The organism is Halopseudomonas pachastrellae (assembly GCF_900114765.1).
Lineage (GTDB): Bacteria > Pseudomonadota > Gammaproteobacteria > Pseudomonadales > Pseudomonadaceae > Halopseudomonas > Halopseudomonas pachastrellae.
Genome location: NZ_FOUD01000012.1, coordinates 115,136 through 140,768 on the forward strand (window position 1 = coordinate 115,136; position 25,633 = coordinate 140,768).

General features: G+C 59.8%; 23 protein-coding genes. 10 read left to right on the plus strand and 13 right to left on the minus strand.

Annotated features, from left to right (window positions below; all coding sequences use genetic code 11):
* The 5 genes from BM116_RS10980 to BM116_RS11000 all read right to left on the minus strand — a co-directional run bounded on the left by BM116_RS10980 (position 1) and on the right by BM116_RS11000 (position 7,830).
* Positions 1–501, minus strand: a complete 501-nt coding sequence (locus BM116_RS10980; RefSeq protein WP_083725347.1) for a TIGR00645 family protein — start codon at positions 499–501, stop codon at positions 1–3.
* Between the two features lie 383 nt (positions 502–884).
* Positions 885–3,308 carry a Lon protease family protein gene (locus BM116_RS10985; protein WP_083725346.1) on the minus strand — a complete coding sequence of 808 codons (2,424 nt, stop codon included), beginning with the start codon at positions 3,306–3,308 and terminating at the stop codon, positions 885–887.
* A gap of 455 nt (positions 3,309–3,763) precedes the next feature.
* The gene (locus BM116_RS10990; protein WP_083725490.1) at positions 3,764–4,600 is read right to left on the minus strand and encodes a uroporphyrinogen-III synthase; all 837 of its coding nucleotides are present in this window, start codon (positions 4,598–4,600) and stop codon (positions 3,764–3,766) included.
* Between the two features lie 102 nt (positions 4,601–4,702).
* Positions 4,703–6,160, minus strand: coding sequence for a DUF3336 domain-containing protein (locus tag BM116_RS10995; RefSeq protein ID WP_083725344.1), 1,458 nt, complete (start codon positions 6,158–6,160; stop codon positions 4,703–4,705).
* Positions 6,161–6,210: 50 nt separating this feature from the next.
* A complete protein-coding gene (locus tag BM116_RS11000) occupies positions 6,211–7,830 on the minus strand; it encodes a wax ester/triacylglycerol synthase family O-acyltransferase (RefSeq protein ID WP_083725342.1) in 1,620 nt (539 codons plus the stop codon).
* A 470-nt stretch (positions 7,831–8,300) separates the two neighbouring features.
* Here BM116_RS11000 and BM116_RS11005 point away from each other — a divergent pair, with 470 nt between their 5' ends.
* On the plus strand, positions 8,301–9,077 hold the full coding sequence (locus BM116_RS11005; protein ID WP_083725340.1) for a class II glutamine amidotransferase: 777 nt from the start codon (positions 8,301–8,303) through the stop codon (positions 9,075–9,077).
* 166 nt (positions 9,078–9,243) lie between these two features.
* Here the strand turns inward: BM116_RS11005 and BM116_RS19160 are convergent, their stop codons facing one another.
* A complete protein-coding gene (locus tag BM116_RS19160; RefSeq protein WP_083725338.1) occupies positions 9,244–9,663 on the minus strand; it encodes a pilin in 420 nt (139 codons plus the stop codon).
* A gap of 269 nt (positions 9,664–9,932) precedes the next feature.
* On the opposite strand from BM116_RS19160, the gene pilB reads away from it, so the two are divergent.
* The 8 genes from pilB (at position 9,933) to BM116_RS11050 (ending at position 17,157) form a co-directional block, all read left to right on the plus strand.
* A complete protein-coding gene (gene pilB / locus BM116_RS11015; protein ID WP_083725336.1) occupies positions 9,933–11,633 on the plus strand; it encodes a type IV-A pilus assembly ATPase PilB in 1,701 nt (566 codons plus the stop codon).
* A gap of 3 nt (positions 11,634–11,636) precedes the next feature.
* Entirely contained in the window at positions 11,637–12,896 is a 1,260-nt protein-coding gene (locus BM116_RS11020) for a type II secretion system F family protein (protein WP_083725334.1), read from the plus strand.
* 4 nt (positions 12,897–12,900) lie between these two features.
* The gene (locus BM116_RS11025) at positions 12,901–13,773 is read left to right on the plus strand and encodes a prepilin peptidase (protein WP_083725332.1); all 873 of its coding nucleotides are present in this window, start codon (positions 12,901–12,903) and stop codon (positions 13,771–13,773) included.
* A gap of 53 nt (positions 13,774–13,826) precedes the next feature.
* Entirely contained in the window at positions 13,827–14,426 is a 600-nt protein-coding gene (gene coaE / locus BM116_RS11030; protein ID WP_083725330.1) for a dephospho-CoA kinase, read from the plus strand.
* Entirely contained in the window at positions 14,426–14,617 is a 192-nt protein-coding gene (gene yacG, locus BM116_RS11035; RefSeq protein WP_083725328.1) for a DNA gyrase inhibitor YacG, read from the plus strand. Before coaE ends, yacG begins: the two co-directional genes overlap by 1 nt.
* A gap of 2 nt (positions 14,618–14,619) precedes the next feature.
* Positions 14,620–15,564 (plus strand): Nudix family hydrolase, encoded by a 945-nt coding sequence (locus tag BM116_RS11040; protein WP_083725326.1) that lies wholly within the window; start codon positions 14,620–14,622, stop codon positions 15,562–15,564.
* A gap of 140 nt (positions 15,565–15,704) precedes the next feature.
* Positions 15,705–16,274, plus strand: coding sequence for a type IV toxin-antitoxin system AbiEi family antitoxin (abiEi, locus tag BM116_RS11045; protein ID WP_083725324.1), 570 nt, complete (start codon positions 15,705–15,707; stop codon positions 16,272–16,274).
* Complete coding sequence (locus tag BM116_RS11050; protein ID WP_083725322.1) at positions 16,261–17,157, plus strand: nucleotidyl transferase AbiEii/AbiGii toxin family protein; 897 nt, start codon at positions 16,261–16,263, stop codon at positions 17,155–17,157. Before abiEi ends, BM116_RS11050 begins: the two co-directional genes overlap by 14 nt.
* A 101-nt stretch (positions 17,158–17,258) precedes the next feature.
* Here the strand turns inward: BM116_RS11050 and ispH are convergent, their stop codons facing one another.
* From ispH to murJ, 6 genes are all read right to left on the minus strand, one after another.
* Positions 17,259–18,206, minus strand: a complete 948-nt coding sequence (ispH, locus tag BM116_RS11055) for a 4-hydroxy-3-methylbut-2-enyl diphosphate reductase (RefSeq protein WP_083725320.1) — start codon at positions 18,204–18,206, stop codon at positions 17,259–17,261.
* A gap of 20 nt (positions 18,207–18,226) precedes the next feature.
* A complete protein-coding gene (gene fkpB / locus BM116_RS11060) occupies positions 18,227–18,658 on the minus strand; it encodes an FKBP-type peptidyl-prolyl cis-trans isomerase (protein WP_083725318.1) in 432 nt (143 codons plus the stop codon).
* 56 nt (positions 18,659–18,714) lie between these two features.
* On the minus strand, positions 18,715–19,206 hold the full coding sequence (lspA, locus tag BM116_RS11065) for a signal peptidase II (RefSeq protein ID WP_083725316.1): 492 nt from the start codon (positions 19,204–19,206) through the stop codon (positions 18,715–18,717).
* Positions 19,199–22,024 (minus strand): isoleucine--tRNA ligase, encoded by a 2,826-nt coding sequence (gene ileS / locus BM116_RS11070; RefSeq protein WP_083725314.1) that lies wholly within the window; start codon positions 22,022–22,024, stop codon positions 19,199–19,201. Before ileS ends, lspA begins: the two co-directional genes overlap by 8 nt.
* Before the next feature lie 23 nt (positions 22,025–22,047).
* Positions 22,048–22,974: a bifunctional riboflavin kinase/FAD synthetase gene (ribF, locus tag BM116_RS11075; RefSeq protein ID WP_083725312.1), complete on the minus strand. Its 927-nt coding sequence runs from the start codon at positions 22,972–22,974 to the stop codon at positions 22,048–22,050.
* Positions 22,975–23,044: 70 nt separating this feature from the next.
* Positions 23,045–24,622 (minus strand): murein biosynthesis integral membrane protein MurJ, encoded by a 1,578-nt coding sequence (gene murJ, locus BM116_RS11080; RefSeq protein ID WP_083725488.1) that lies wholly within the window; start codon positions 24,620–24,622, stop codon positions 23,045–23,047.
* 217 nt (positions 24,623–24,839) lie between these two features.
* Between murJ and rpsT the strand changes: the two genes are divergently transcribed.
* A complete protein-coding gene (gene rpsT / locus BM116_RS11085; protein ID WP_083725310.1) occupies positions 24,840–25,112 on the plus strand; it encodes a 30S ribosomal protein S20 in 273 nt (90 codons plus the stop codon).
* 138 nt (positions 25,113–25,250) lie between these two features.
* Here the strand turns inward: rpsT and BM116_RS11090 are convergent.
* The coding region (locus BM116_RS11090) for a transposase (RefSeq protein WP_175494038.1) at positions 25,251–25,633 on the minus strand (383 nt) is incomplete at its 5' end.

Here is a 25,633-nt window from a genome sequence, read left to right on the forward strand (position 1 = left end):
TCAGTCGTAGCTCTTGTCCTTGCCTACCTTGTCCAGCAGCCCCATGGCAAAGGCCGACACCACAAAGGTCAGGTGAATCACCACGTACCACATCAGCTTGTCGTTATCGATATTGGTCGCGTTCATGAACACCTTGAGCAGGTGAATCGAGGAGATGGCAACGATGGACGCGGCCACCTTCATTTTCAGCGAACCGGAGTCCATCTTGCCCAGCCAGCTGAGCTTTTCCTTGCCCTCATCGATATCCAGCTGAGACACAAAGTTCTCGTAGCCAGAGATCATGACCATGACCAGCAAGCCGCCGACCAGAGCCATATCCACCAGCGAGAGCACCACCAGAATCAGGTCAGCCTCGGCGGTTTCAAGCAGGTGCGGCGCCAGGTGAATGAGCTCCTGAAAGAACTTGACCGCCAGCGCCAGTAACGCGAATGACAAACCAAAATAGATGGGCGCCAGAATCCAGCGCGCCGAATACATCATGTTTTCCAGTAAACGTTCCATAAACGGTAATGCCTCGTGTGGATAACTCGTGGTCAGGGCAGTTGTGCACAGTATCTGTGGATAAGTCTGTGTGCAGTGGTCTGATAAACCGCCCTGTGCCTTATAAACCCGGCAGCTTCGGCAATCAGTGCATTTTTTGCACAGTTGTTACAGCAGCCTCTACTTTTACTCTTCGCAGCCTTGCAGCCCAGCACATATGCAGCCTCTGGCCTACCTAGCTGCCCGGAAGAACTCAGATGAATGAGCCCACGTCAAGCTACAAATGCGCCCACGCGACGCGCCGTCGCAGCAGCGCGGCGCAACCAAAGCTGTGGATAACCCTGTAGACAGACCCCCGTGAACCGCACCAGAGCAGGTGCGGTGCGAGACATAGTAGCCTTTTGTCACTTACCCTCGGTGTCAGCCTGCTCGCCCTCTTCTTCCTCTTCGCGATCCCGCTCGGCGATTTCTGCCAGGCGCGCGACCACCTGAGCGTTGATGCTGCCCTCGGTAAAGTCGCCCTCGGCGTTCAACTCACCGGCCGGCGCACCAGCCAGTAATGCCAGCGCCTGATCAACGCAGGACACGGCATAGACCGCAAACTCGCCAGCACGCACCGCCTGCAGGACCTCTTCATCCAGCATCAGGTTGGGCACGTTGGAGCGCGGAATGATAACGCCTTGCTGCCCGGTCAGGCCACGGGCCTGACACAGTCGGAAGAAGCCTTCGATCTTCTCGTTCACGCCACCCACCGCCTGCACCTCGCCGAACTGGTTGATCGACCCGGTGATGGCAAAGCACTGCTTCAGTGGCGTGCGCGAGAGCGCGGAGATCAAGGTGCAGACTTCGCCCAGCGAGGCACTATCGCCATCCACATAACCGTAGGACTGCTCCAGCGCAATGCTGGCGGAGATCTCCAGCGGGTACTTCTGGGCGTAGCGGCTCCCCAAAAAGCCGGTGAGAATCATCACGCCCTTGGAGTGGATCGGCTGACCGAGGTTAACCTCGCGCTCAATGTCCACAATACCGCTGCCACCCGGATACACAGTGGCACTGATACGCGCAGGCAAGCCAAACACCGAGTCACCAACCTCCAACACGGTCAGCCCGTTGCATTTGCCAACGGCTGCGCCGTCGGTGTCGATCAAAATCACGCCCGACACCATATCCTCGCGAATGCGCGCGCTGACACGGCCGGTGCGGGTTTCCTTGGCCCGCAGGGCGCGCTCGATATGCGCAGTATCGGTCAAGGGGTCACCGGCCAGCTGACGCAGAAAATCAGCCTCAGCCACCAGCTGGAAGATGTCACTGATACGCGCCGACAGCCGCGCCTGGTGCTCGGCCAGCCGGGTACTGTAGGTCAGCACTCGCGCCACCGCAGCGGCGCTGAGCGGCGCCAGCCCCTCCTCCGAGGTGCGCGTCTTGAGCAATTGCGCCATGCCCTCGACACTGTCAGGCGTGCGCGGCAGGTCCTCGTCAAAGTCCACCAACACCCGGAACATCTCTTGAAAATCCGGATCCAGGTCCTGCAACGCGTAATAGACCTGGCGTGAGCCGATGATCACCACCTTGAGATTCAGCGGCAGTACCTGTGGCGTCAGACTGACCGTCGCCAGGCGCCCCATGTCCGCCCAGGGGGACTCCATCTTCAGCTGCCGTGAGTGCAGCGCACGCTTGAGCGCATCCCAGACAAAAGGCTCACTCAGCAGCTTCTCCGCTTCGAGCAGCAGATAGCCGCCGTTAGCCCGGTGTAGAGCACCGGAACGGATATGGCGATAGCTGGTCACCAGCGCGCCCTGCTCCGGCGAGTACTCGATCCGACCAAACAGGTTGTCGTAGGACGGATGCGGCTCGTGCACCACGGGCGCGCCACCGTTGGTCGCATGGCCAACAATCAGGCTGGGGCAGTATTGCTCGGTGAGCAGCTGCTTCTTGTAGGCGTCAGGCCGGCTCTCCAGCGCGCGCTCTTCGACCAGTTGATCAATCACCGTCTTGAGCAGGTTCTGACGCATTGCCTGCAGGTACTCGCATACCGCCTGGTTGCCACAATAGGCTTCCAGCAGCGGCTCCAGCAGTGGCTGCAGCGCGTCGGTGATGGTTTCCTCGTTCAGCTCACGCAACTGATTGCTGGACTCACGCTTCCATTGCGGCAGGCTGGACAGCTCCTCGTTGAGGTTTTCTTCCAGGGCAGAAATATCGGCATGAAAACGGTCGCGCTCCTCCTCGGGCAACTGGGCAAACTCGGCTTCATCCAGCGCCTTGCCTTCTTTCATCGGAGTAAAGGCGATGTTCTGCGCGTCGCGGTACAGGGCGATGCTCTTTTCCAGCGCCAACCGCTCAACGGCATCCAGCGCGCGGTCATAGCGTTGGTTGAAGGCGCGGTCGATGGCATTTTTGCGCTGCTGGTAGGCGGGATGCTCAAAGGCCGCAGGAAAGGTCGCCAGCAGGTTGTCGATCAGCTTTTCGATGGTTTCGATCAACTGCCCGGCCGACCCCGGCGTCAGGCTGATGACCCAGGGCTCGCGCGGCTCGTCGAAGTTGTTGACGTACACGCAGTCCTGCGGCGTAACCTGACGCTTGGCCTCGGCCTGCAGGTAGCGTTTGACGTAGGAGAAACGGCCGGTGCCCGGCTCACCCATGACGAAGACGTTATAACCGGGCCGGCTCATCGCGACGCCAAACTGCAGCGCCTCAACGGCCCGCTCCTGGCCAAGAATGCCGCGGAAGGGTTCCAGGTCGTCGGTGGTGGCAAAGCCAAGATTATCGAGGTCGATGGGGGCGGTGAGTTGTTCGGGGTTAAGGCGCAGTGCGGCGGGTTCGGTGGTCATCCAGCGTCCTTGGTGCTATGGCGTGAGCAAAACCGCATTGTTGCCCCAGCATCTGCGCGTGACAAGAGGCGATAGATACAGAACCCAAAAGCGCGTCGCGAACCACAGAGCAACTGATCTTCTTTCATTACGCCTACATCAAGTCAGCTTTTCGCCTTCACGGCGAGCCAAAGGGGGGCTGCTTGCCCAGCCCCCCCTTGGCGATCCCCCAGGCACCCGACTACGCGGCCCTTCGGGTTCGCTGCGTTGCTCAGGCTAACGGGGAGCGGCAGAACTCGTCGCTCCGCTCCTCAGACATGCTGCCGCTCTTTTTCCCGCCAGCCCTGCGCTACTCGCCCGCGTAAACGGGACAAAACCCGGTGCACGCTCCAGCATCCGCGCACTCGGCAGACTACACTGTGCAGTACCTTTACGCGCTATCACAGCATTCCACAAAAACCCGCCTTTAACCCAGATCAACGCGTGCCCAGTACCTTCACCAACTCACGCACCAGTGGCTTCATAAAGAAGCTGCTTTCGGGCATCAGGTCCACCTGCACACCACAGGCAGCCAGCTCGTCTGCCACCACAGGCCCGACGGCAGCCACCTTGATGCGACCCAAAGCGGACAGCAGCGCTGCCTCACCCTGCTCCCGCCGCTTGGCGATCTGCAGCAGGCGGCGCACCTGGGTGGCGCTGGTGAAGGCGATGGCGTCAACCTCGGTCGCCAGCAACGCATCGATCAACGCCTCGACCTGTGCATCCTCCACGTCATCAGCATAAATGTAGGGTGCCACCGTGCTGACCTCGGCACCGGCGCCAGCGAGAAAGTCCACCAGCCGACGGTTGGGGTCAGTACCGTAGAGCTGCACGCCGATACGTTGCCCGCGCAGGCTCTCACCCTTAAGGGTCTCGATCACGCCCTCGGTAGTCGGCGCCACCGCAACCTGGTCAGCCTTGAGGCCCACCTTGCGCAGCGCAGCGCCCGGTTTGGGGCCACGGGTCAGCTTGGGAATGCCCTCCAGCGCGGCAATAAAGTCTGCCTGCAGGCTGCCACCCTCACGCTCGGCCAGCGCCAGCATGCGCCGCAAGCCCTCGCCCGTCAGCAGAATCAAACGGTCAAACGGTTGGCTGATCAGCGTATGCATCCAGGCCAGCACCGGCGCCGGGTCAGGCGCGTCATGGATCGCCACCAACGGGCAACGCAGCACATCCGCACCACGCTTGATCAGCATGTCGGCAAACAGGTCGAGTTCACGACTCTCGGGCAGCGCAATACGGCGGCCGGCGAGCGGCAGGTCTTCAGAGGTCATGGCAGCATCTTCACGGTCAGAGTTCATCGCGGCATTGTGCGCAGGGCCGCGATGAATGAAAAGCGCCGCGTGCATCCCACTTGGCGGCTGCGGCCCAAGGCGCTACTTCTCCCACCCCCGGGTGTGCAGGATGTTGTCCAGGGTGCGACTGACGGAGGTGCAGTTGCGCACCATCTCAACCTTCTCCCAGGCTGAGCGCTCACCCTCGTGAATCAGGCGGTGCATGGCTTCACGGGTAGGCGGCGCCAGCAGGCGCAAGGGGTGATCCCAGCGGTTACGCAGGAAGATGTTGATATCAGCGGTGTACTCCTGCGCGAGGACGCCGTAGGTCAGGTGCTGCATCAGATTGATGACCGGGCTCTTGATACGTACGTTGTCGCGCGTAAAGCGCATGGCTTCAGCGGCACCCAGCTTGAGGAAACGCGCCTGAAAATGCGCCAGGTTGCGCAGGCGGCTGCGCGGCGCATCCGGATCAGGCGTGATGGCCAGCGCCGCCGGGTTGGTCATGCTGGAGATGAAGTGATTCACACCATAGAGCCTGGCCAGACGCTTGGCCGGTAGGTCATCGGCAAAGGAGCCGTCAATCCATTTCATGCCGGGCAGATAAGGCACGGTTTCACCGGCAGCGTTGCGACACATCAGGGTCACCGGCGGGTAAATGCCGTAAATGGCGCAGGACGCCATCACCGCCGAGCGGATCAGCACGTTGGGTGAGGTAATAGCATTGAGCAGACGCGGCGCCTGCTGGGTCGACAGCCCTGTCACGGTGATATTGAGCTTGCGCCCGGTCAGCTCAAAGGCCTCCTGAAAGGTCATATCAGGAATGATCTTGGCCAGGTAGTCGCGCAGGTTGTCCACATCCATCGCGCGACTGCCGCCAAACAACGTCAGCGAGGGGCGGATGGCGGTGGTTTCTTCTACCTCGTGATGCAGGTTATCCAGGCTCAGTCGCTCGCGCAGCTCCACATCCGGATGCGTGCAGGCCGTTGCCGCGAGAATGGACCCAGCGCTGCTGCCGGAAATGATCTCCGGCAGCAGGCCCTGATCGAACAACGCCTTGAGCACGCCAGTATGGAAGAACCCGAGCACCGCACCGCCACTCAGCATCAGCGCCGTGCGGCCGTTGCAGTGGCTGGCGCGCAGAAAGAAATCCTGCTTCTCGGCCAGCGGAACAATCTCGTCATCGACCTCGTTTAGATCGTTCAGGGCACCACACAGCTCGTCAATATAGCGGGTGATCAGGTTCTTGGTGCCCAGGCGCGCCTTGTTGTAGAGCGATGGCTTGCCGATTCCGCCAAGGTTGCCGTGCACCCCTTCGTTGAGCACAAACAGCAGCTGGTGCCAGTCCTTGCGAAAGCGTAGGTCACGCAATATATCCAGGCGCTGGCGTATCGAGCGGTAGTCGTAGCTTTCGCAGGCGTCATCCTGCTTCCAGTCGTCCAACCCCTGCTCGTGATCCCAGGCCGCTGCCAACTCGCTCCACTGTGCGTAGTCCTCGGCCTTCTCCATGGATTGCAGCAGCGCCTTGCTCTTGCCTCGCTGAAATAAATTAACCGCCATACGTTACTCCCCCGGCACGCTGAGTGCCGCCACAGTGCGATTGATCAGGTTCAAGCTGCGCCGGCCGGCTTGGCAGTGGCCGCGGCTGGCCCTTCAGTGGGGCGGCTGGACGTTTTGCGTCGGCGCCCGGCTTGTCGGCTTTTTTCAGGCTGGGCGCCCGGCGAACCGGCACCAGCTGGATCGCCGGCCGATGCGTCTATGGCCTGCTTGCGCGCTTCCAGCGCAACCGGCTCTGCGGCCGCTGCCTTTTCCAGCTCTGCCAGCAGGGCACGGTACTCATCAGTGGAGGCCGCCATGCAGGCGATGTACTGATCCATGTCGGGCATCATTTTGCGGTCGGCCAGTACGCCAAGATTCAGATCGTCATAGATGCCGGTTAGGCAGTGGCTGACACCCATGCCATCGCACACCGGCGCAATGGGGAACACGTTGACGATCTTGGCGCCCGCAAAATAGCGCGGCTGCAGCCCGGGAATACCCGGCACATTGGTGATAAGCGTATTGATCAGCGGCAACACCCCGGCAAGGCGCACCTTGTTCTGCACCCAGGCGCCAAGTGCGCGCACGTAGGGCGGGATCATGTCACCCACGGCGTTGTTCAGATCACAGAGCACATCCCTGGCCAGCGGCACACCGCGCGCCGTGCGGCGGTGGACTGCCGCCAGCCGGTCCGTCGCATCGGCCATATCGGTGCCGATGCCGATGAACATCGCAGAAATGAGGTTACCGCAGTCCTTCATCGCCTCGCTCGGCCGCACCGACACCGGACACATCGACACCAGAGACTCATTGGCCGGCAACTGGTTGTGGTGCATCAGATAACGCCGCATGCCGCCGCCAATAATGGCGATGACCACATCATTCAGCGTGGCACCCGGGCACAGCTGCCGCATACGCTTGAGTTCGGGGATACTCCAGGTCAAGGCACCATAGGCACGATGCGGCGACACTTGGGCATTGAATAGGGTCCGCGGCACCCTGCGCTGCTCGGGTTGGGCCTCGTCACGCAGGCGACGCACCAGGTCCAGACTCTTGCGCCCGGCCACCCAGCCAGCGCGCAAGCTACGCAAAGACTGCCCCATCATGCGCGGCGTAGTGCGTGCCCACATCTCCAGCCGGGTTGGCGCGCGCTCCGCCACCTCAACCCGATCACGCCGGCCATATTCATGCTCGGCGGTCTCCTCCATCATCGCTGTGGTCAGCTCCAGGCTGGCCTTGCCGTCCACATAGGCGTGGTGGAAGCGAATCAGTACCGCAAAACTGTTCGGCGGAATGCCCGGTACGTTATTGACGCCCTCGATGATGTAGATCTCCCAGGGTGCGCGCTCCATGTCGACGCTGCGAGACATGGTACGGGCGGTGAAGATGCACAGCTGACGCCAGTCGCCCGGCTGCGGCAAGCCGACATGCCGAACGTGGTATTCCAAATCGAAGTTTTCATCATCCAGCCAGTACGGATCATCCAGCTGGAAAGGTGCCTGCTCAAGGCGGCGGCGAAAGTAAGACGTCGTGTTCAGGCGATCGGATATGTACTGCAGGATTTCCTTGTGTCGCACCAGCCCTCCTGGCGCACTGCTCTGATCACACAACCAGAGACTGCCAATCATCATCGGCTGGTTTGGTGCCTCAAAATAGAAGAAGTGGGAATCCATTGGGGTCAGTTGTTTCATGGTCGACGTCCTCAATACCAGTTGGGTGTAAGCGCGACGGTTCAGGCGACCGCAACGCACAACGGAATCGAGCACCAGACGAAACTGCACATCCGATGCAGGCAGGGAAAGAGACTCTTATTGTAGAAAAGAAGAGAACAGCCCTGAGTTGATCCAAAACAAGATAATGCAATTCTTTGACCATTGAGTCACAGCCACCATGACAGATCAATACTCAATGTTTACGAGGCTCTGAAAGCACCTCTCTAGACAGCCTTAAGCCGCCAATGAGTGAGTCAAAAAACAAAAAAGAGTCAGCTGCCGCGCCGCAACCGCACCACAAAATGCACAGCAACGCCCCAGAAAGGAACATCACCACTGCTCTCTTACCGGCCCATGCACGAAGCCAAAACAAGCACCGGCATCTGCACACAAAACTCGCCCAGCGCCGGGTAGAATGCCTGTAGCCACCCGCCAACCCCGGAGTCACCATGTGCGAACTGCTTGGCATGAGCGCCAACGTCCCGACCGATATCTGCTTTAGCTTCGCCGGCCTGATGCGCCGCGGTGGCGACAGCGGCCCGCACCGTGATGGCTGGGGAGTGGCGTTCTACGAAGGCCGAGGGCTGCGCTGCTTTCACGACCCCAATCCTTGCCACAGCTCGGCCATTGCCAAGCTGATCGAGCAATACCCGATCAAGTCGGAAAACGTTATCTGCCATATCCGCCAGGCCAATGTCGGCGGCGTCAGCCTGGCCAACACCCACCCGTTCACCCGCGAACTCTGGGGCCAGTACTGGGCCTTCGCCCACAATGGCCAACTGGCCGGTTTCAACCCTGACAGCGGCCACTACACCCCGGTCGGCGACACCGACAGCGAAGCCATCTTCTGCCACCTGCTGAATAACCTCGCCCGCCGCTACAGCAAGCCCCCAAGCCTTGCCGAGATCGCCGACACCCTCAGCCAATGCTGCGCCCCGCTGCGCGAACTGGGGGTATGCAACCTGATGCTGAGCAACGGCGACTGGCTGTTCACCCTGTGTACCAGCAAACTCCACTGGATCACCCGCCGCGCGCCCTTCGGCCCCGCCGTGCTCAGTGACATTGACCTGGAAATCGACTTTCAGCAGCACACCACCCGCAACGACGTGGTGACCGTGATCGCGACAGAACCGCTGACCAGCAATGAGCAGTGGCAGGCGTATGAGACTGGGGAGTGGCGGTTGTGGGAGAAGGGGGAAACAAAGATGAAAGGCCATTGCTACTAAGATTCTGAGCGTAGCTAGACCAAGTGCGCAGGAAGTGCCACCCACCAGGATGGAATCCAGACTCAGACGGCGCCCATAAAAAACCCCCGGACAAACCGGGGGCTTTTATCGCAAAGAGCAACAAGCAGCGCGTGTAACTACTGCTAAAACTCTCTCCACCTATCCGTTAGCGGCAACCGGACGGGATATGGGATGCATTACTCAAACCGGCACAAGTCCAACCCGAAATCTGGCCACTGGCAGTTACCGCCGGCGTCATGGTCAGAGTTTCGTTGGCCAGGGCGCCCGAAGAGAAAGCAACAGAGATAACACCCACGTTACTAACAGTCACCTCACCCGGGTCAAAGTATTGACCATCAAGCGCCGCCGCCGAAGCGATGGTGGTAGCGCTAGCAGCGGCCGCACCGGCCTCTGCTGTATCCACAGCGATATCAGCCTGCAGACCAGCGGTTGCCTTCAAGCCTTCAGTAGCTTGGGCGCGAGCGGTGTAGTCCTGGTAGGCCGGCAGTGCGATGGCAGCCAGGATACCGATGATCGCGACTACGATCATCAGCTCGATCAAGGTAAAACCCTTTTGAGCCTTCATAGTAAACTCCTTTTGTGAGATAGCCGGTTGGCTACCTGACGTAAAAGCAAATGCTGTGCCATCCACTGCAACCCCCTATCACTAAAGCTTTTCTAGCCAAATTGAGCAGTAGCCACGACGCGAAAGCTCACACAAATAGGCCGAAAGTGACTTTTTTTGTCACACATCAAACACCCCGTACGCCTTCACCCGCACAACAGTGCAAATAGTAAGGCACGTGTACTATAGTGAAGAGTAAAGCGTAACGATTGATTGGAACATAAGGCCTCATGGAAACTCCCGTTTTATCAGGGCTCGCACGCCGTATCGTGCAAGAAGGGATCCTAAGCTCGGAAGCTGCGGGCAAAGCATCTCAACAGGCAGCGCAAGATAAGATCCCGTTCATTACCCACCTCGTCCAACGAAAGCTTGCCGACGCAAAGTCGCTAGCCATGGTGTGCGCAGACGAGTTCGGCTACCCCTACTTTGACCTGGCAGCACTGGAGAAGGAGGCGCAACCCAGCGAACTGGTCAGTGAAAAGCTGATACGCCAGCACAACGTTATGCCCCTGTTCAAGAGGGGCTCCAGACTGTACCTGGCCCTATCGGACCCAACCAATCAACAAGCGCTTAGCGACATTCAGTTCAACACCGGCTTGATGACCGATGCAGTAATCGTGGAAGACGACAAGCTGCATAGCGCGATAGAAAAATACTTGGACAACCCAACCGGTGGCTTGGGAGACATCGCGGATACCGACCTGGATGAACTTGACGTTCAAGCAGTAAAGGATGAAGACAAACAGGAAGGCGGCTCTGAAGCGGATGACGCGCCGATCGTAAGATTCGTCAACAAGATGCTGCTAGACGCCGTGCGCATGGGCTCTTCCGACTTGCATTTCGAACCCTATGAAAAGGTGTACCGAGTGCGCTTTCGCACCGACGGCGTCCTCCACGAGGTGGCAAAACCCCCGCAGCAGCTCGGTGTCCGCATCGCAGCTCGCCTGAAGGTCATGTCTTCGATGGACCTCGCCGAGCGTCGCAAACCTCAGGACGGCCGCATCAAGCTGAAGATATCCAAAAACAAGGCCATCGACTTCCGGGTCAATACCCTACCTACATTGTGGGGCGAAAAAGTAGTACTCCGGATCCTCGACTCTGAAAGTGCAAAAATGGGTATTGATGCCCTGGGCTACGAAGATGACCAGAAGCAGATGTATCTGGCGGCGCTATCACGCCCACAAGGCATGATCTTGGTCACAGGGCCCACCGGCTCAGGCAAAACGGTCTCCCTTTATACGGGCCTGAACATCCTGAACACCAGCGAGCGGAACATATCGACCGCTGAAGACCCTGTTGAAATCAACCTTGAGGGCATCAATCAGGTCAACGTCAACCCCAAGCAGGGGATGGATTTCGCAAAAGCCCTGCGCGCGTTCCTCCGTCAGGACCCAGACATCATCATGGTGGGTGAGATCCGCGATCTTGAAACCGCTGAAATTGCCATCAAGGCCGCGCAAACAGGCCACATGGTGATGTCGACACTGCATACCAACAGCGCAGCCGAAACACTAACCCGGATGCGCAACATGGGTGTCCCATCCTTCAACATCGCCACATCAGTAAACCTCATCATCGCGCAACGTCTTGCCAGGCGCCTCTGCAAAAGCTGCAAGAAGCCAATGGAGGTTCCAAGAGAAACGCTGGTCGAAGAAGGGTTCTCCAACGAAAAAATTGATGCAGGCCTGACAATTTATGGCCCTGTGGGTTGCGAAAATTGCAAAGACGGTTATAAAGGACGTGTTGGTATCTATGAGGTCGTCAGGATCACCCCGGCCATGCAACGCATCATCATGGAAGACGGCAACTCGATTCAGATCTCAGACGTCGCCCAGAGCGAGGGCTTCAGAAACTTACGTCAGTCAGCCCTGATGAAGGTCGAAGAGGGCGTGACCAGTCTGGCGGAAGTAAACCGAGTGACCAAGGACTAAGTCATGGCGCAACAAGCAGCACTTAAAAAGAACCCTGCCGCCGCCAAAAAGGCCAAGGAAGAAAAGCTTTTCCCTTTCAAATGGGAGGGAAAAGATCGTAAAGGCACCAAAATCACTGGTGAGATTCAGGGCGCAAATGCGGCGCTAATCAAACACCAGCTGCGAAAACAGGGAATCTTGGTCACCAAGATCAACCGCAAATCCACCCTGTTCAGCAAGCGGGCAAAGCCGATCAAGCCACTCGACATTGCCTTTTTCACACGGCAACTGGCGACAATGATGGAGTCCGGCGTACCCATCATTCAGGCCTTCGAAATCATTGCGGAAGGTGCTGAAAACCCCAACCTGGCCAAGCTCGTCAACGAGATTAAAACCAATGTGGCTGCTGGTAATACGCTAGCCGACTCCCTGCGCCAGCATCCACAGCACTTTGACGACCTATTTTGCAACCTCGTCGAGTCAGGTGAACAGTCCGGTCGTCTCGAGTCCCTGCTTGACCGCATCGCGACCTACAAAGAGAAAACCGAGGCCCTCAAAGCCAAAATCAAGAAAGCGATGACCTACCCGATTGCAGTTATTGTGGTAGCGATTATCGTAACCGCAATTTTGCTGCTGAAAGTGGTACCAAGCTTTCAAGAGGTCTTCTCTAACTTTGGCGCCGAGCTACCCGCGTTCACCACCTTCGTCATCGCGTTATCCGAATGGCTGCAATCTTGGTGGTTCATCCTGCTGGTCATGATCATCGTCGCGGGCTATGCCTACGGACAAGCGCACCGCCGATCCAAAGCCTTCAGAGATTTCCAAGACAGGACCTTGCTCAAAGCCCCCATTGTAGGCGAAATCATTTATCAGGCTGCCGTAGCGCGCTACGCACGCACGCTGTCGACAACCTTTGCGGCGGGCGTACCTCTTGTAGATGCCCTTGATTCTGTCGCCGGGGCATCAGGTAATGTCGTGTTTTATAACGCCGTGATGAAAATCAAAGAGAACGTCTCTGCCGGCTCGCAACTTCACTTCTCAATGCGTACCACCAATGTGTTCCCGTCGCTCGCGGTGCAAATGGCCGGCATCGGCGAGGAGTCTGGTAACCTGGACGGGATGCTGGAAAAGGTAGCGGACTACTACGAGGCAGAAGTTGACAACAAAGTTGACAACCTGACGACACTGCTCGAGCCGATGATCATGTGCGTGCTGGGTGTCTTGGTAGGCGGCCTCATCATCGCCATGTACCTCCCAATCTTCCAGCTCGGTAACGTCGTCTAAACACATGCAATTCAGCGCTTATCTGGCCAGCACCCCGCTGGCCTTTATTTTGCTCGCCGGCCTCCTGGGCCTGATCATTGGCAGCTTTCTCAACGTGGTCATTCTGCGCGTACCACGCATGCTGGAAATTGAGTGGCAACAGCAGGCGCGGGAGATTCTTGAGCCGGATCGCGAGCACGCGCCGCCGGCGACTTACAACCTCATTCTGCCGCACTCGCATTGCCCCAAGTGCAAGACCGAGATCAAACCCTGGCAGAATATACCGGTCATCAGCTACCTCCTGCTGCGCGGCCGTTGCGGCAACTGCAAAGAGCCGATCAGCCTGCGCTACCCGGCAATCGAGCTGCTGACTGCCGGGCTTTCCATGCTGGTCGCCTGGCAAATGGGCTTTGGCCTGGCAACCGCGGGCATGCTGGTGCTCACCTGGGTGCTGGTCTGCCTGAGCATGATTGACGCCGATACCCAGCTACTGCCGGACATCATCGTCCTGCCACTGCTGTGGCTGGGCCTGATCCTCAACAGCTTTGGCGTGTACACAGACCTCAACACCGCGCTCTGGGGCGCCGTTGCTGGCTACCTGAGTCTGTGGTCGGTCTACTGGCTATTCAAGCTGGTTACCGGCAAGGAAGGCATGGGTTACGGCGATTTCAAGCTGCTGGCCATGCTGGGCGCCTGGGGTGGCTGGCAGGTGCTGCCGCTGACCATCCTGCTGTCTTCTCTGGTCGGCGCCATTTTGGGCCTGATCATTCTCAAGGCGCGCGGCGCCAACAACAGTACGCCCCTGCCCTTTGGCCCCTACCTGGCCATCGCCGGCTGGATCGCTCTGATCTGGGGTGAGACAATTACCGGCCATTATTTGCGTTTCGCCGGTTTCTGACTCGCTCCTGTCCGGGGCCATAACGATCGGCGCCCTGAACGAAGGAACACCGGATGATCATAGGCCTGACCGGCGGCATTGGCAGCGGCAAAACCGCTGCCGCCAACCGCTTTGCCGCCGCCCACGGCATTCATGTTGTGGATGCCGACCAGAAGTCTCGTGTCGTGGTTGAGCCGGGACGCCCGGCATTGGCGCACATCGTCGACCGCTTTGGCGAAGCCATGCTGCTCGACGACGGGACACTGAACAGAGCCGCTCTGCGCGAAACAGTCTTTGCCGCTCCGGAACAACGGCAGTGGCTGGAGCAATTGCTGCACCCGCTGATCCGCGATGAGATCATCACCGACCTGCACTCCGCCACTTCCCCATACGCGCTATTGGTTTCCCCCTTGCTGGTCGAGTCCGGGCAGAACAGCCTGACCAGCCGGGTAATCGTTGTCGATGTGCCTGAGACCATGCAGCTGGCGCGCACCGTGCAGCGCGATGCGGTGCCCGAGGCACAGGTGCGCGCCATCATGCAGGCCCAGGCACAGCGCGAGGAGCGCCTGCGCCACGCCCACGATGTATTGACCAACGACAGCGACCTTGCCGCCCTGCATGCCCAGGTTGACGCACTGCACGCTCGCTATATGCAATTACTGGAGCGCCCCTGATGACGCTGACCGTCAACTGCCCCACCTGCCAGGCACCGGTGTCCTGGAATGAAACCTTCCCCCAGCGGCCGTTCTGCAGCGAGCGCTGCCGGCTGATCGACCTGGGCGCCTGGGCCGCCGAAGAACACGTTATCCCCGGCGGCGAGAATGAAGAGCAGGACCTGTTCTCTGACGACCTGCCGGAACAATGACCATGCGCCGCATTCATGTCATGGCTGCGGTGATTCGCGACGCCGAGCGCCGCATTCTGATTGCCAAACGACCAGACGACGCTCACCAGGGCGGGTTATGGGAGTTTCCGGGCGGCAAGCTTGAGCCGGGCGAGAGCCGCCTGGAGGCATTACAACGCGAGCTGCATGAAGAACTGGGTATAACCGTACAACAGGCCCGACCACTGATTGACCTGCAGCACAACTACCCGGACAAGCACATCAGGCTGGATGTCTGGGAGGTATCCGAGTTCACGGGCACGGCGCACGGCGCAGAAGGCCAGCCGGTCCGATGGGTAACCGAGCACCAGCTGCCAAGCTATGCCTTCCCGGCGGCCAACCAGCCTATCGTAGCTGCAGCCAGACTGCCCCAGCGCTACCTGATTACGCCCGATTGCGCCGCCACAGAGGTGCTGCAAGGCATAGAGCACGCCATCGACGCCGGCATCAGCCTGATTCAGCTGCGCCAAACCCAGCTCGACATCCAAGACTATGAGGCCCTGTGCGAGCAGGTGCTGCAACGCTACGGAGCGCGGGCCACCTTTATGCTCAAGGGGGATCAGCCACCTGCAGACCGCCGTGCCGGCTGGCACCTGACATCACGGCAACTGCGTGCGATGTGCGAACAGCCGCCACCAACACGCCCACTGCCCGCTGAGCGCTGGCTCAGTGCGTCCTGCCATGATGCCGAGGAGCTGCAGATGGCCGAGAGGCTTGGGGTAGATTTTGCTGTGCTGTCGCCCTTGCTGCCTACAGCATCACATCCGGAAGCCAGCCCATTGGGCTGGGAGCAGGCCCACGCCATGCTCAACAACTGTCGCCTGCCGGTTTATCTGCTGGGAGGGCTTACTGGCGACGACTTGGCGGCGGCGCATAACGCGGGTGCACAGGGCATCGCCGCGATACGTGGGTTGTGGAACCAGCCGTAAGGCGGCACGGACGCGACATGTCGCGTCCCTACGAGAGTAGGCTTCACGTTCCTGTGGCTTTTGCGGAGTGTCGAGGGTCAACGGTTGCGCTTTGTCTACGTTAAGTTACACTTTTCGTAACTTTCTGTTGAGTTACTGCCATGCTGTCCGAACGCTTCTCCCTGCAACCCCTGCAGCGACTGTATCAGGGGCTGGATTCACTTACCTCATCTGATCGGTTTTTGTTCACGGCTGCGGATATGCGGGTACTGCTGCCGGAACTGAGCCAGGGCGCTTTTCGCGCACTGCTCAGCAGGGCAGCCAAGGGCCAACGCTTAGAGCGGGTGTGCCGCGGTATTTACCTGTACCTTCCTGCGTGGTCCTCTGATGGTCGCCTGCTGTTTCATGTGGCGGCTCGATTGCGTGCGCATGAGTTCAATTACATCAGCCTGGAAACGGCCTTGAGCGACTGCGGCATCATTTCTCAAGTGCCGCAGAGCTGGCTCACCCTGATGTCGTCCGGACGTAGCAGTGTGATCGACTGCGGCCGCTGGGGTCATATCGAGTTTGTGCATACCCGGCAGAACCCGTCGGCCATTGCCGAGCAGCTAGCCTATGACACCGCCTGTGGAATGTGGCGCGCGAATCCAGCGCAAGCCCTGAGGGACATGAAAGCTGCCCGCCGCAGTATGGACCTAATCGACTGGGAGGTTGCCGATGAGCTTATTTGATCGCCTGGTAGACCAAGCACTCAGCCAGCAAGTAGATCTCGCGCCGCTGCGGGTGGTCGTGGAGAAGGAGCTGCTGCATCACGACGTCATGCGGGTGCTGAGCGACTGCGGCCTGCTCGACACGCTGTGCTTTATTGGCGGCACCTGCCTCCGCGCTTGCTACGGTTCCAACCGCTTGAGCGAGGACCTGGATTTTACCGGTGGCGTCAACTTTGATCGTGCCGCGCTGGCCCAGTTGAAGCCAGTGTTGACCGAGCGCTTGCAAACCAAATACGGTCTCGCTGTAGAGGTAAGCGAGCCAAAGAAAGAAGTCGGCAATGTGGACACATGGAAGCTGAAGGTGCAGACCCGGCCAGAGGCCAAAAATCTGCCGGCCCAGCGTATCAATATTGATGTCTGCTCTATTCCGAGCTACCAGCCTCGCGCGAAGATGTTGCTCAACCCTTATGGAGTGGACATGGGAACCGCAGGGCTGATTGTCCGGGCGGAGTCTTTGGAAGAGATTTACGCAGACAAGATTCTAGCCTTCGGATTGCGCCGGGGACGTATCAAGAATCGGGACATCTGGGACCTGCTCTGGCTGAAGCAGCGGCTTATAGTCCCGGCATTTGAGTTAATACCGTCTAAACTGGATGATCACGGCGTATCAGCGCAGGTCTTCTTGGCAACCGCGCAGCAACGTGCGCGTTCTTTGGTTGAGGACGCCAACGTCAAACGCGAGTTCCGGTTGGAGATGCAGCGTTTTTTGCCAGCAGCGTTGGTAGCAGCCACAGTAAACGACGAGCGGTTCTGGGCGTACCTAGCCGCAGAGGTTCCAGCGTTGATGCGCGAGGTTACGCAACGCTTGGACGGCAAGTCCTCCGGGCCGGTATTCCGGATGTAGAGGCCAACCACTTGCTTTGGCCGCAGCGGCGGGCGGCGGCGGGGGATCGCGGACGCTACATGTCGCGTCCCTACAGCCAGTCGGCCTGGCGCCTCAATGCCTCAGCTCAGATCAACAATCCGCAGCTCTTTCGGCACACTGAAGACGATATTCTCTTCCTTGCCAGCCAGCTCCTCCGCGCCGGTCGCGCCCTGGGCATGCAGATGCTCGATCACTTGGCGCACCAGCACGTCTGGCGCCGACGCCCCAGCGGTGACACCAATCTTGCCAACGCCCTGCAGCCAGGCAGCCTGAATCTCGCTGGCACCGTCAATCAGGTAGGCCGGCGTGCCCATACGCTCGGACAGCTCGCGCAGGCGGTTGGAGTTGGAGCTGTTGGGGCTGCCTACCACCAACACCACATCGCACTCGGCGGCAAGCTGCTTGACCGCGTCCTGACGGTTCTGGGTGGCATAGCAGATGTCGTCCTTGCGCGGCCCGTCAATGGCCGGGAAACGCGCACGCAGCGCATCGATCACCTTGGCGGTGTCATCCATCGACAAAGTTGTCTGGGTGACAAACGCCAGGCGCTGGGGGTCGCGTACCGACAGACGCGCTACATCGTCCTCGTCTTCGACCAGATAGATGGCGCCACCGTTGCTGGCGTCGTACTGCCCCATGGTGCCTTCCACCTCCGGGTGACCGGCATGACCGATCAGAATGCACTCACGGCCGTCTCGGCTGTAGCGGGTTACCTCCATGTGCACCTTGGTGACCAGCGGGCAGGTAGCATCAAACACCTTGAGCCCGCGATCTTCCGCCTGCTGCCGCACCGCCTGAGATACACCGTGCGCACTGAAGATGACAATGACGTCATCCGGCACCTGGTCGATCTCCTCAACAAACACAGCGCCGCGGTTGCGCAGGTCTTCCACCACAAACTTGTTATGCACCACTTCGTGACGCACATAGATTGGCGGGCCGAACACTTCGAGCGCGCGATTGACGATCTCAATGGCACGGTCAACACCGGCGCAGAAGCCGCGTGGATTGGCCAGTTTAATCTGCATGAGTAGCCTCTTGGTGCTCGCTAGCGTACGTCGACAATCTCGACATCAAAGGTAATGACCTTGCCGGCCAGCGGATGATTGAAGTCCACCTCGACCACCTGATCATGCACCTGCTTGACCACGCCGGGCAACTCACCACCGGCGGCATCGGTAAAGATCACTAGCAAGCCCGGCTCCAGCTCCATTTCGTTGAACTGATCGCGCGGCACAGTCTGGATGTTCTGCTCATTGCCCGGGCCGAAACCGCGCTCAGGGTCAATCTCAAAGCTGCGGGCATCGCCGGCCTTGAGTCCGAACAGCACCTGCTCAAATCCGGGCAGCAGGCTGCCATCCCCTACCTTGAAGGTCGCCGGCTGCTTGTCCAGCGTCGTATCGACCACGTCACCGTTGGGCAGCTTGAGGGTAAAGTGCAGGGTCACCTCGGAGTCGTGACCGATTCGGCTTTCTGTCATGGCATCTATCTCATCAGGACGGCGGCGCCCGCCTCACAGGGGGCAGGCGCGCGTTATTACTCAGGCTTGCGACCAAAAAACATGTCGAGCAGCAGCAGCGCGGCACCGACGGTAATGGCGCTGTCGGCGATATTGAATGCCGGGAAGAACCAGCTTTGCTGCCAGTGCACCAAAATAAAGTCGGTCACCTTGCCGTGGATAACCCGATCATAGAGGTTACCCAGGGCGCCACCAAGGATCAGCGCCAGTGCAATCGCTTCCATCCTGCGCGCGCGGTCCAGCCGCGCCAGCCAGACGCACAACACCACGCTCACCACGACGGCAATGCCGGCGAACAACCAGCGCTGCCAGCCGCTGGCATCAGCCAGAAAGCTGAATGCGGCACCGGTGTTATAGGCCAGCGTAAAGCTGAACAGGCCATCAATGATCGGCACCTGCTGATACATCTGCAGGGTGTCCACCGCGATCCACTTGGTCACCTGATCCAGCGCGATGACGACAACCGACAACCAGAGCCAGACCAGACTGCCGCGACGCAGATCAGGCATGCTTGCGCACCTCGCCAGCACCTTCGATGTTTTCTACGCAGCGGCCGCAGATCTCCGGGTGCGCCGGGTTGCTGCCAACGTCATCACGCAGGTGCCAGCAACGTGCGCACTTGGTCGCAGCCGACTTGACGATTCGCAGTTTCAGACCGTCAACCTCGGTGGCCACCGCCTGCTCGTCGGCCTGCGCCAACGGCGCCAGTGCGGCCTGAGAGGTGATCAGTACAAAGCGCAGCTCATCGCCCAGCTGGGCCAGGCGCTCTTGCAGCGACTGGTCAACGAACAGGGTTACTTCTGCTTCCAGGTTACCGCGCAGGGTCTTGGCGTTACGCAGGTTCTCGATTTCCTTGTTGACCGCTTCCTTCACGCGCATCACGTCGGCCCAGAACTCACGACCCAGAGCCTGGCCTTCCGGCAGCTCTGCCAGCTCCTCGTACCAGGTGTTGAGCATCACAGAATCATTGCGCTCACCCGGCAGGTACTGCCACAACTCCTCGGCGGTGAAGCTCAGAATCGGCGCAATCCAGCGCACCAGCGCTTCGGCAATGTGGTACAGCGCCGTCTGGCAGGAGCGGCGCGCCACGCTGTTGGCCTGCGTGGTGTACTGACGGTCCTTGATGATATCCAGGTAAAAACCGCCCAGCTCCTGCACACAGAAGTTGTGAATCTTCTGGTACACATTCCAGAAGCGGTAAGTATCGTAGGCCTCAACAATTTCCTGCTGCAGCAGGCGTGCGCGATCCACCGCCCAGCGGTCCAGATCAAGCATCTGGTCGGCCGGCAGCGCATCGGTCGCCGGGTCAAAGCCGTTCAGGTTGGACAGCAGGAAGCGCGCGGTATTGCGGATGCGACGATAGGCATCGGCACTGCGCTGCAGAATCTGGTCAGATACCGCCATTTCAGCCGAGTAGTCGGTCGACGATACCCACAGACGCAGGATGTCAGCGCCCAGCGTGTCGTTGACCTTCTGCGGGGCAATGGTGTTGCCCAGCGACTTGGACATCTTGCGGCCCTTCTCGTCAACGGTAAAACCGTGGGTCAGCAGGCCCCGATAGGGCGCGTGCCCGTCAATGGCCGCACCGGTCAGCAAGGACGAGTGGAACCAGCCACGGTGCTGGTCAGAGCCTTCCAGATACAGATCGGCGCGCGGGCCTTCATCATGCCCCATGGGGTGCGAGCCACGCATCACGTGCCAGTGGGTTGTCCCGGAGTCAAACCATACATCCAGCGTATCGCTGGTCTTCTCGTACAGCGGCGCCTCGTCACCCAGCAGCTCGGCAGCATCCAGATTGAACCAGGCATCAATGCCCTGCTGCTCGACCCGCTGGGCCACCTGCTCGATCAGCTCAACGGTACGCGGATGCAGCTCGCCCGTCTCGCGATGCAGGAAGAACGGGATCGGCACACCCCAGTTACGCTGACGGGAGATACACCAGTCCGGACGACCGGCAATCATGTTGTGCAGGCGCTGCTTGCCCCAGGCCGGAACAAACTCGGTTTCTTCAATGGCCTTGAGGGCGCGCTCGCGCAGCGTGGCACCGCCATCGACCGGTACGTCCATGCCGACAAACCACTGCGCAGTGGCGCGGTAGATCAGCGGCGTTTTGTGGCGCCAGCAGTGCATGTAGCTGTGCTGGATGCGGTTGTGCTTGAGCAGCGCACCGACTTCTTCCAGCTTGGCAACAATGGCCGGATTAGCCTTCCAGATGAACTGGCCACCAAAGAACGGCAGGTCAGACACGTACACGCCATTGCTTTGTACCGGGCTGAGAATGTCGTCATTGCTCATGCCGTACTGCTTGCAGGTACGGAAGTCGTCCTCACCGTAGGCCGGCGCCGAGTGAACGACGCCGGTACCGGCGTCCAGCTCAACATACTCGGCCAGATAGACCGGCGAGAAGCGCTCGTACAGCGGGTGACGGAAACGGATCAGCTCAAGCGCTGCACCTTCAGCGGTTGCCAGCACCTGCCCCTCGAGGCCGTAGCGCTCCAGGCAGCTCTCGACCAGATCTTCGGCCAGCACCAGCAGACGCTCGCCGGTATCGACCAGCGCGTAGTTGAATTCAGGGTGGACGTTCAGCGCCTGGTTGGCCGGGATGGTCCAGGGAGTGGTGGTCCAGATGACGATCGCGGCGGGCTTGCTCAGTTCTGACAGACCAAAGGCAGCGGCGAGCTTGTCGGTATCTTCCGCCACAAAGGCAACATCAATGGCCTCTGAGCTCTTGTCCTGGTATTCCACTTCCGCCTCGGCCAGCGCCGAGCCGCAGTCAAAACACCAGTTGACCGGTTTCAGACCCTTGAACACCACACCTTGCTCGACCAAACGGCCCAAGGCGCGGATTTCACCCGCCTCGTTGGCAAAGTTCATGGTCAGGTAGGGGTTGTCCCAATCACCCAGCACGCCCAGGCGAATAAAGTCTGCCTTCTGCAGGGCAACCTGCTCGCCTGCGTATTCGCGGCACAGCGCGCGCACCTGCTCGGGCGGCAAGTGTTTACCGTGGGTAGTCTCAACCTTGTGCTCGATCGGCAGGCCGTGACAGTCCCAGCCCGGAACGTAGGGTGCATCAAAACCCGACAGGGTCTTGGAGCGGACAATCATGTCCTTGATGATCTTGTTCAGTGCATGACCGATGTGAATCACGCCGTTGGCGTAGGGAGGGCCGTCGTGCAGGATGAACTGCGGGCGCCCCTGGCTGACCTCGCGAATCCGCTGATACAGCCCGTCCAGACGCTTGAGGGTCTCGGGTTCGCGGTTCGGCAGCCCGGCCTTCATCGGGAAGTCCGTGGCGGGCAGGTTCAATGTCGCTTTGTAGTCGGTCATGTTGTGTCAGGCTCTCGAAAAATTCACAGGCCCCACTGGGCCCTGGCGGCAGCAAAATCGGCCTTGATCGCTGCCTGCAATGCGTCCAGCGAGTCGAAACGCTGCTCGTCTCGCAGTTTCTGATGAAATACCACTGTCAGGCGACGCCCGTAGAGATCGCCGGAAAAATCAAACAGGTGCACCTCAAGGTGTGCCTTGCCGTCACCGCTGACCGACGGGCGCTTGCCGATGTTGGCCACGCCCTTGCGCACCACACCATCCACCTCAGCGCTGACGCGGTAAACGCCGTGCAGCGGCGGATTCACGCGCTTGAGCTGCACATTGGCGGTCGGCGCTCCCAGCGTACGGCCCAACTGCTGACCATAGACCACGCGTCCGGTAATGCTGAACGGGCGCCCCAACAGCAACGAGGCAAGAATAAAGTCGCCCTCTGCCAGCACCTGGCGCAGACGGGTGCTGCTGATGCGCTCGCCATTCTCGGCCACGGTGTTGGCCGCCTCGACGGTAAAGCCGTGCTTGGCGCCGCTATCTTGCAAAAAGGCAAAGTCGCCGGAGCGATCACAACCAAAGCGGAAGTCGTCACCCACTTCCAGATGGCGCACACCCAGGCCCTCAATCAGTACCTGTTGAACAAACTGCTCGGCGCTCAGCTCACGCAAGCGGCGGTTAAACGCCAGGCAGAGCACCCGATCAAGGCCGTGCTGCTGCAACAGCGCGAGCTTCTCGCGCAGGCGCGTCAAACGCGGCGGCGCGGCATCAGGCGCGAAAAATTCACGGGGTTGCGGCTCGAAAATCACCACACAGCCAGGCAGGCCAAGGCGCTCTGAGTGCGCACGCAGGCGCGCCAGAATAGCCTGGTGGCCAACATGTACGCCGTCGAAGTTGCCGATGGTGGCGACGCAGCCCCGGTGCCGGGGCCGCAGGTTATGTAAACCGCGGACCAGTTCCATATTGCTCGTCAAAGGTGGATCAATCGAAACGCAGCAGTATACAGACTTGCAGGGCCGCCCGTCATGCCGTTCAACCCTGCCCCGCCCTCAGCTCGCGCAGGCGCAAGCCCAGAGCGAACAGCACCGCCAGGTACACCAGCATTCCGCCCACCACCAATAGGGTCATTTCCCAGGCCTTGCGTTGCCAGCCCCAGGCGAGCCAATCCGGCGTTGCCGGCACCAGCCATATCAGCAGCGCCGCCATGGCAGCGGTGGCCAGCACCAAGCGCAAGGCAAAGCGCGGCCAGCCCGGCTGCGCGTGATACACACCATCGCGGCGCAGCCCCCACCAAAGCAGCCCGGCATTGAGCAGCGCCGACAGCGAGGTTGCCAACGCCAGCCCCACATGCTGCAACGGCCAGATCAACAACAGGTTCAGCCCCATGTTGGCCACCATGCAGATAATGGCGATGCGCACCGGCGTTTTGGTGTCCTGGCGCGCAAAGTAGCCGGGCGCCAGCACCTTGATCAGCATGAAGGTCATCACGCCGATCGCGTAGGCACGCAGCGCTGCTGCCGACTGCCCCACGTCTGCATCGGTCATCGCACCGTAATGAAACAGCGTCGCAATCAACGGCTCCGACAACAGCAACAGCGCCAGCGCCGCCGGCACCCCGACCAGCAGCACCATGCGCACCGCCCAGTCCATCGTGCGCCCGAAGGCCCTCAGGTCTTCGCCGGCATGCTGGCGAGACAGAGCAGGCAGAATGACCGTCCCAATGGCGATACCAAAGGCCCCCAGCGGCAACTCAGACAGGCGGTCGGCGTAATACAGCCAGGAAATGCTGCCCGTTTGCAGGAAGGAGGCCAGCACCGTGTCCAGCAACAGGTTGATCTGACTGACCGACACGCCAAAGAGCGCCGGAATCATCAACGTCATGATGCGCTTGACACCCGGGTCCTTGCGATTGGGCCTTGGCACCGGCAGCAGCTTGATCTGCGCAAGGAACGGCAGCTGGAACAGCAGCTGCGCCACACCGGCGATAAACACCCCCCAGGCCAGCGCCATGATGGGCTGCTCAAAATAGGGGGTCAGACACAGAGTCGCGCCAATCATGCTGACGTTCAGCAACACCGGGGTAAAGGCAGGAACAGCGAAGCGACCGTAACTGTTCAGAATCGAACCGCAGAGCGCGGTCAGCGAAATCAGGAACAGGTATGGAAAGGTAATGCGCAACATGTCGGTCGCCAGCGACAGCTTGGCGGCATCATCATGAAAGCCGGGCGCAAACAGGGTAATCAGCACCGGCGAGCCCGCCACACCCAGGGCGGTAATTCCGGCCAGCGTCAGCCCCAGGGTGCCGGTTACCCGGTCCACCAGCTGGCGCACCTGCGCCAATGTGAACTTGGTGCGGTATTCCGAGAGCACCGGCACAAAAGCCTGCGCAAAGGCGCCCTCAGCAAACAAACGGCGCAAAAAGTTCGGAATCTTGAAGGCGATAAAAAACGCGTCAGCCTCCGACTGCGAACCAAAATAGGCCGCAACCACAATGTCCCGAACCATGCCCAACACCCGAGACAACAAGGTCATGACACTCACCACCATGCCGGATCTGAGCAGGCTGGGCGCCTTGGGAGTAGCGGGTTCGGGGGCAGCAGATTGGGACATGAAGTATCGCACCGAAATAAAAGCGCCATAATAGCGGCGCACCGCTGCCATTGTCAGGCAGCTTAGGTGTAAAATGCCGCCACCTCGGCCACTGTGACCACTGATCAACAGGGCCGTTCAAGCCTCCTCATACAGGCTTGACATTCGATAAGAGCGGCGGCATAGTACGCGGCCTTATTTGTACCTAATTCATCCAGATTTTCTGAGGAGCAAGACGGTGGCCAACTCACCTCAAGCCAAGAAACGCGCCAAGCAGGCCGAGAAGCGCCGCAACCACAATGCAAGCCTGCGCTCCATGGTCCGTACCTACATCAAAAACGTAGTCAAGGCGATTGACGCCAAGGACCTCGACAAAGCCAAGGCCGCTTACACTGCTGCCGTTCCAGTCATCGACCGCATGGCTGACAAAGGCATCATCAACAAGAACAAGGCCGCTCGCCACAAGAGCCGCCTGAACGCGCACATCAAGGCCATGGCTGAAGCCGCCTGATTCGCAGTTCTTGCTGAACAAAAAACCGGCCTAGGCCGGTTTCAGACTGCTGACGAACCCCGCGTTTTCGCGGGGTCTCGTTTTTCTGGGGTGTTTGTAATGATTTTGCAGGTGTCGGGTAATTTAGCCAGCTAACCGCTAAAAACCGTCCGAGCAGCTCCATTTCCAGCCTCGCAGCCAAGTGCCGCTTCTTATCCCGGATTGCAGGCGTAAAAGCATCGCCAGCAGGCGGGCAATCTTCTTCATGTTTTGGCAGGCGGCTGCCAGCAGGCACTGTTTCATTACCTTGCGCAGTCCACGGAATCGGGCATAACGGTGCCCGTGCAGCTCCTTGGCGTCCGCAAAGCTGCGCTCGACGGTTTCCTTGCGCCTGGCATAGATGCGCTTGCCTTCAGGGGTAAGACGATTCTGGTTAATCCGCTCCTTGGCGTCCTCCCAGACATGCCGCACGACAACCTTGACGTGGTTTCGACTGCGAGTGCATTGGTCTCGTAATGGACACTCTCGGCATTGCTGCGGGT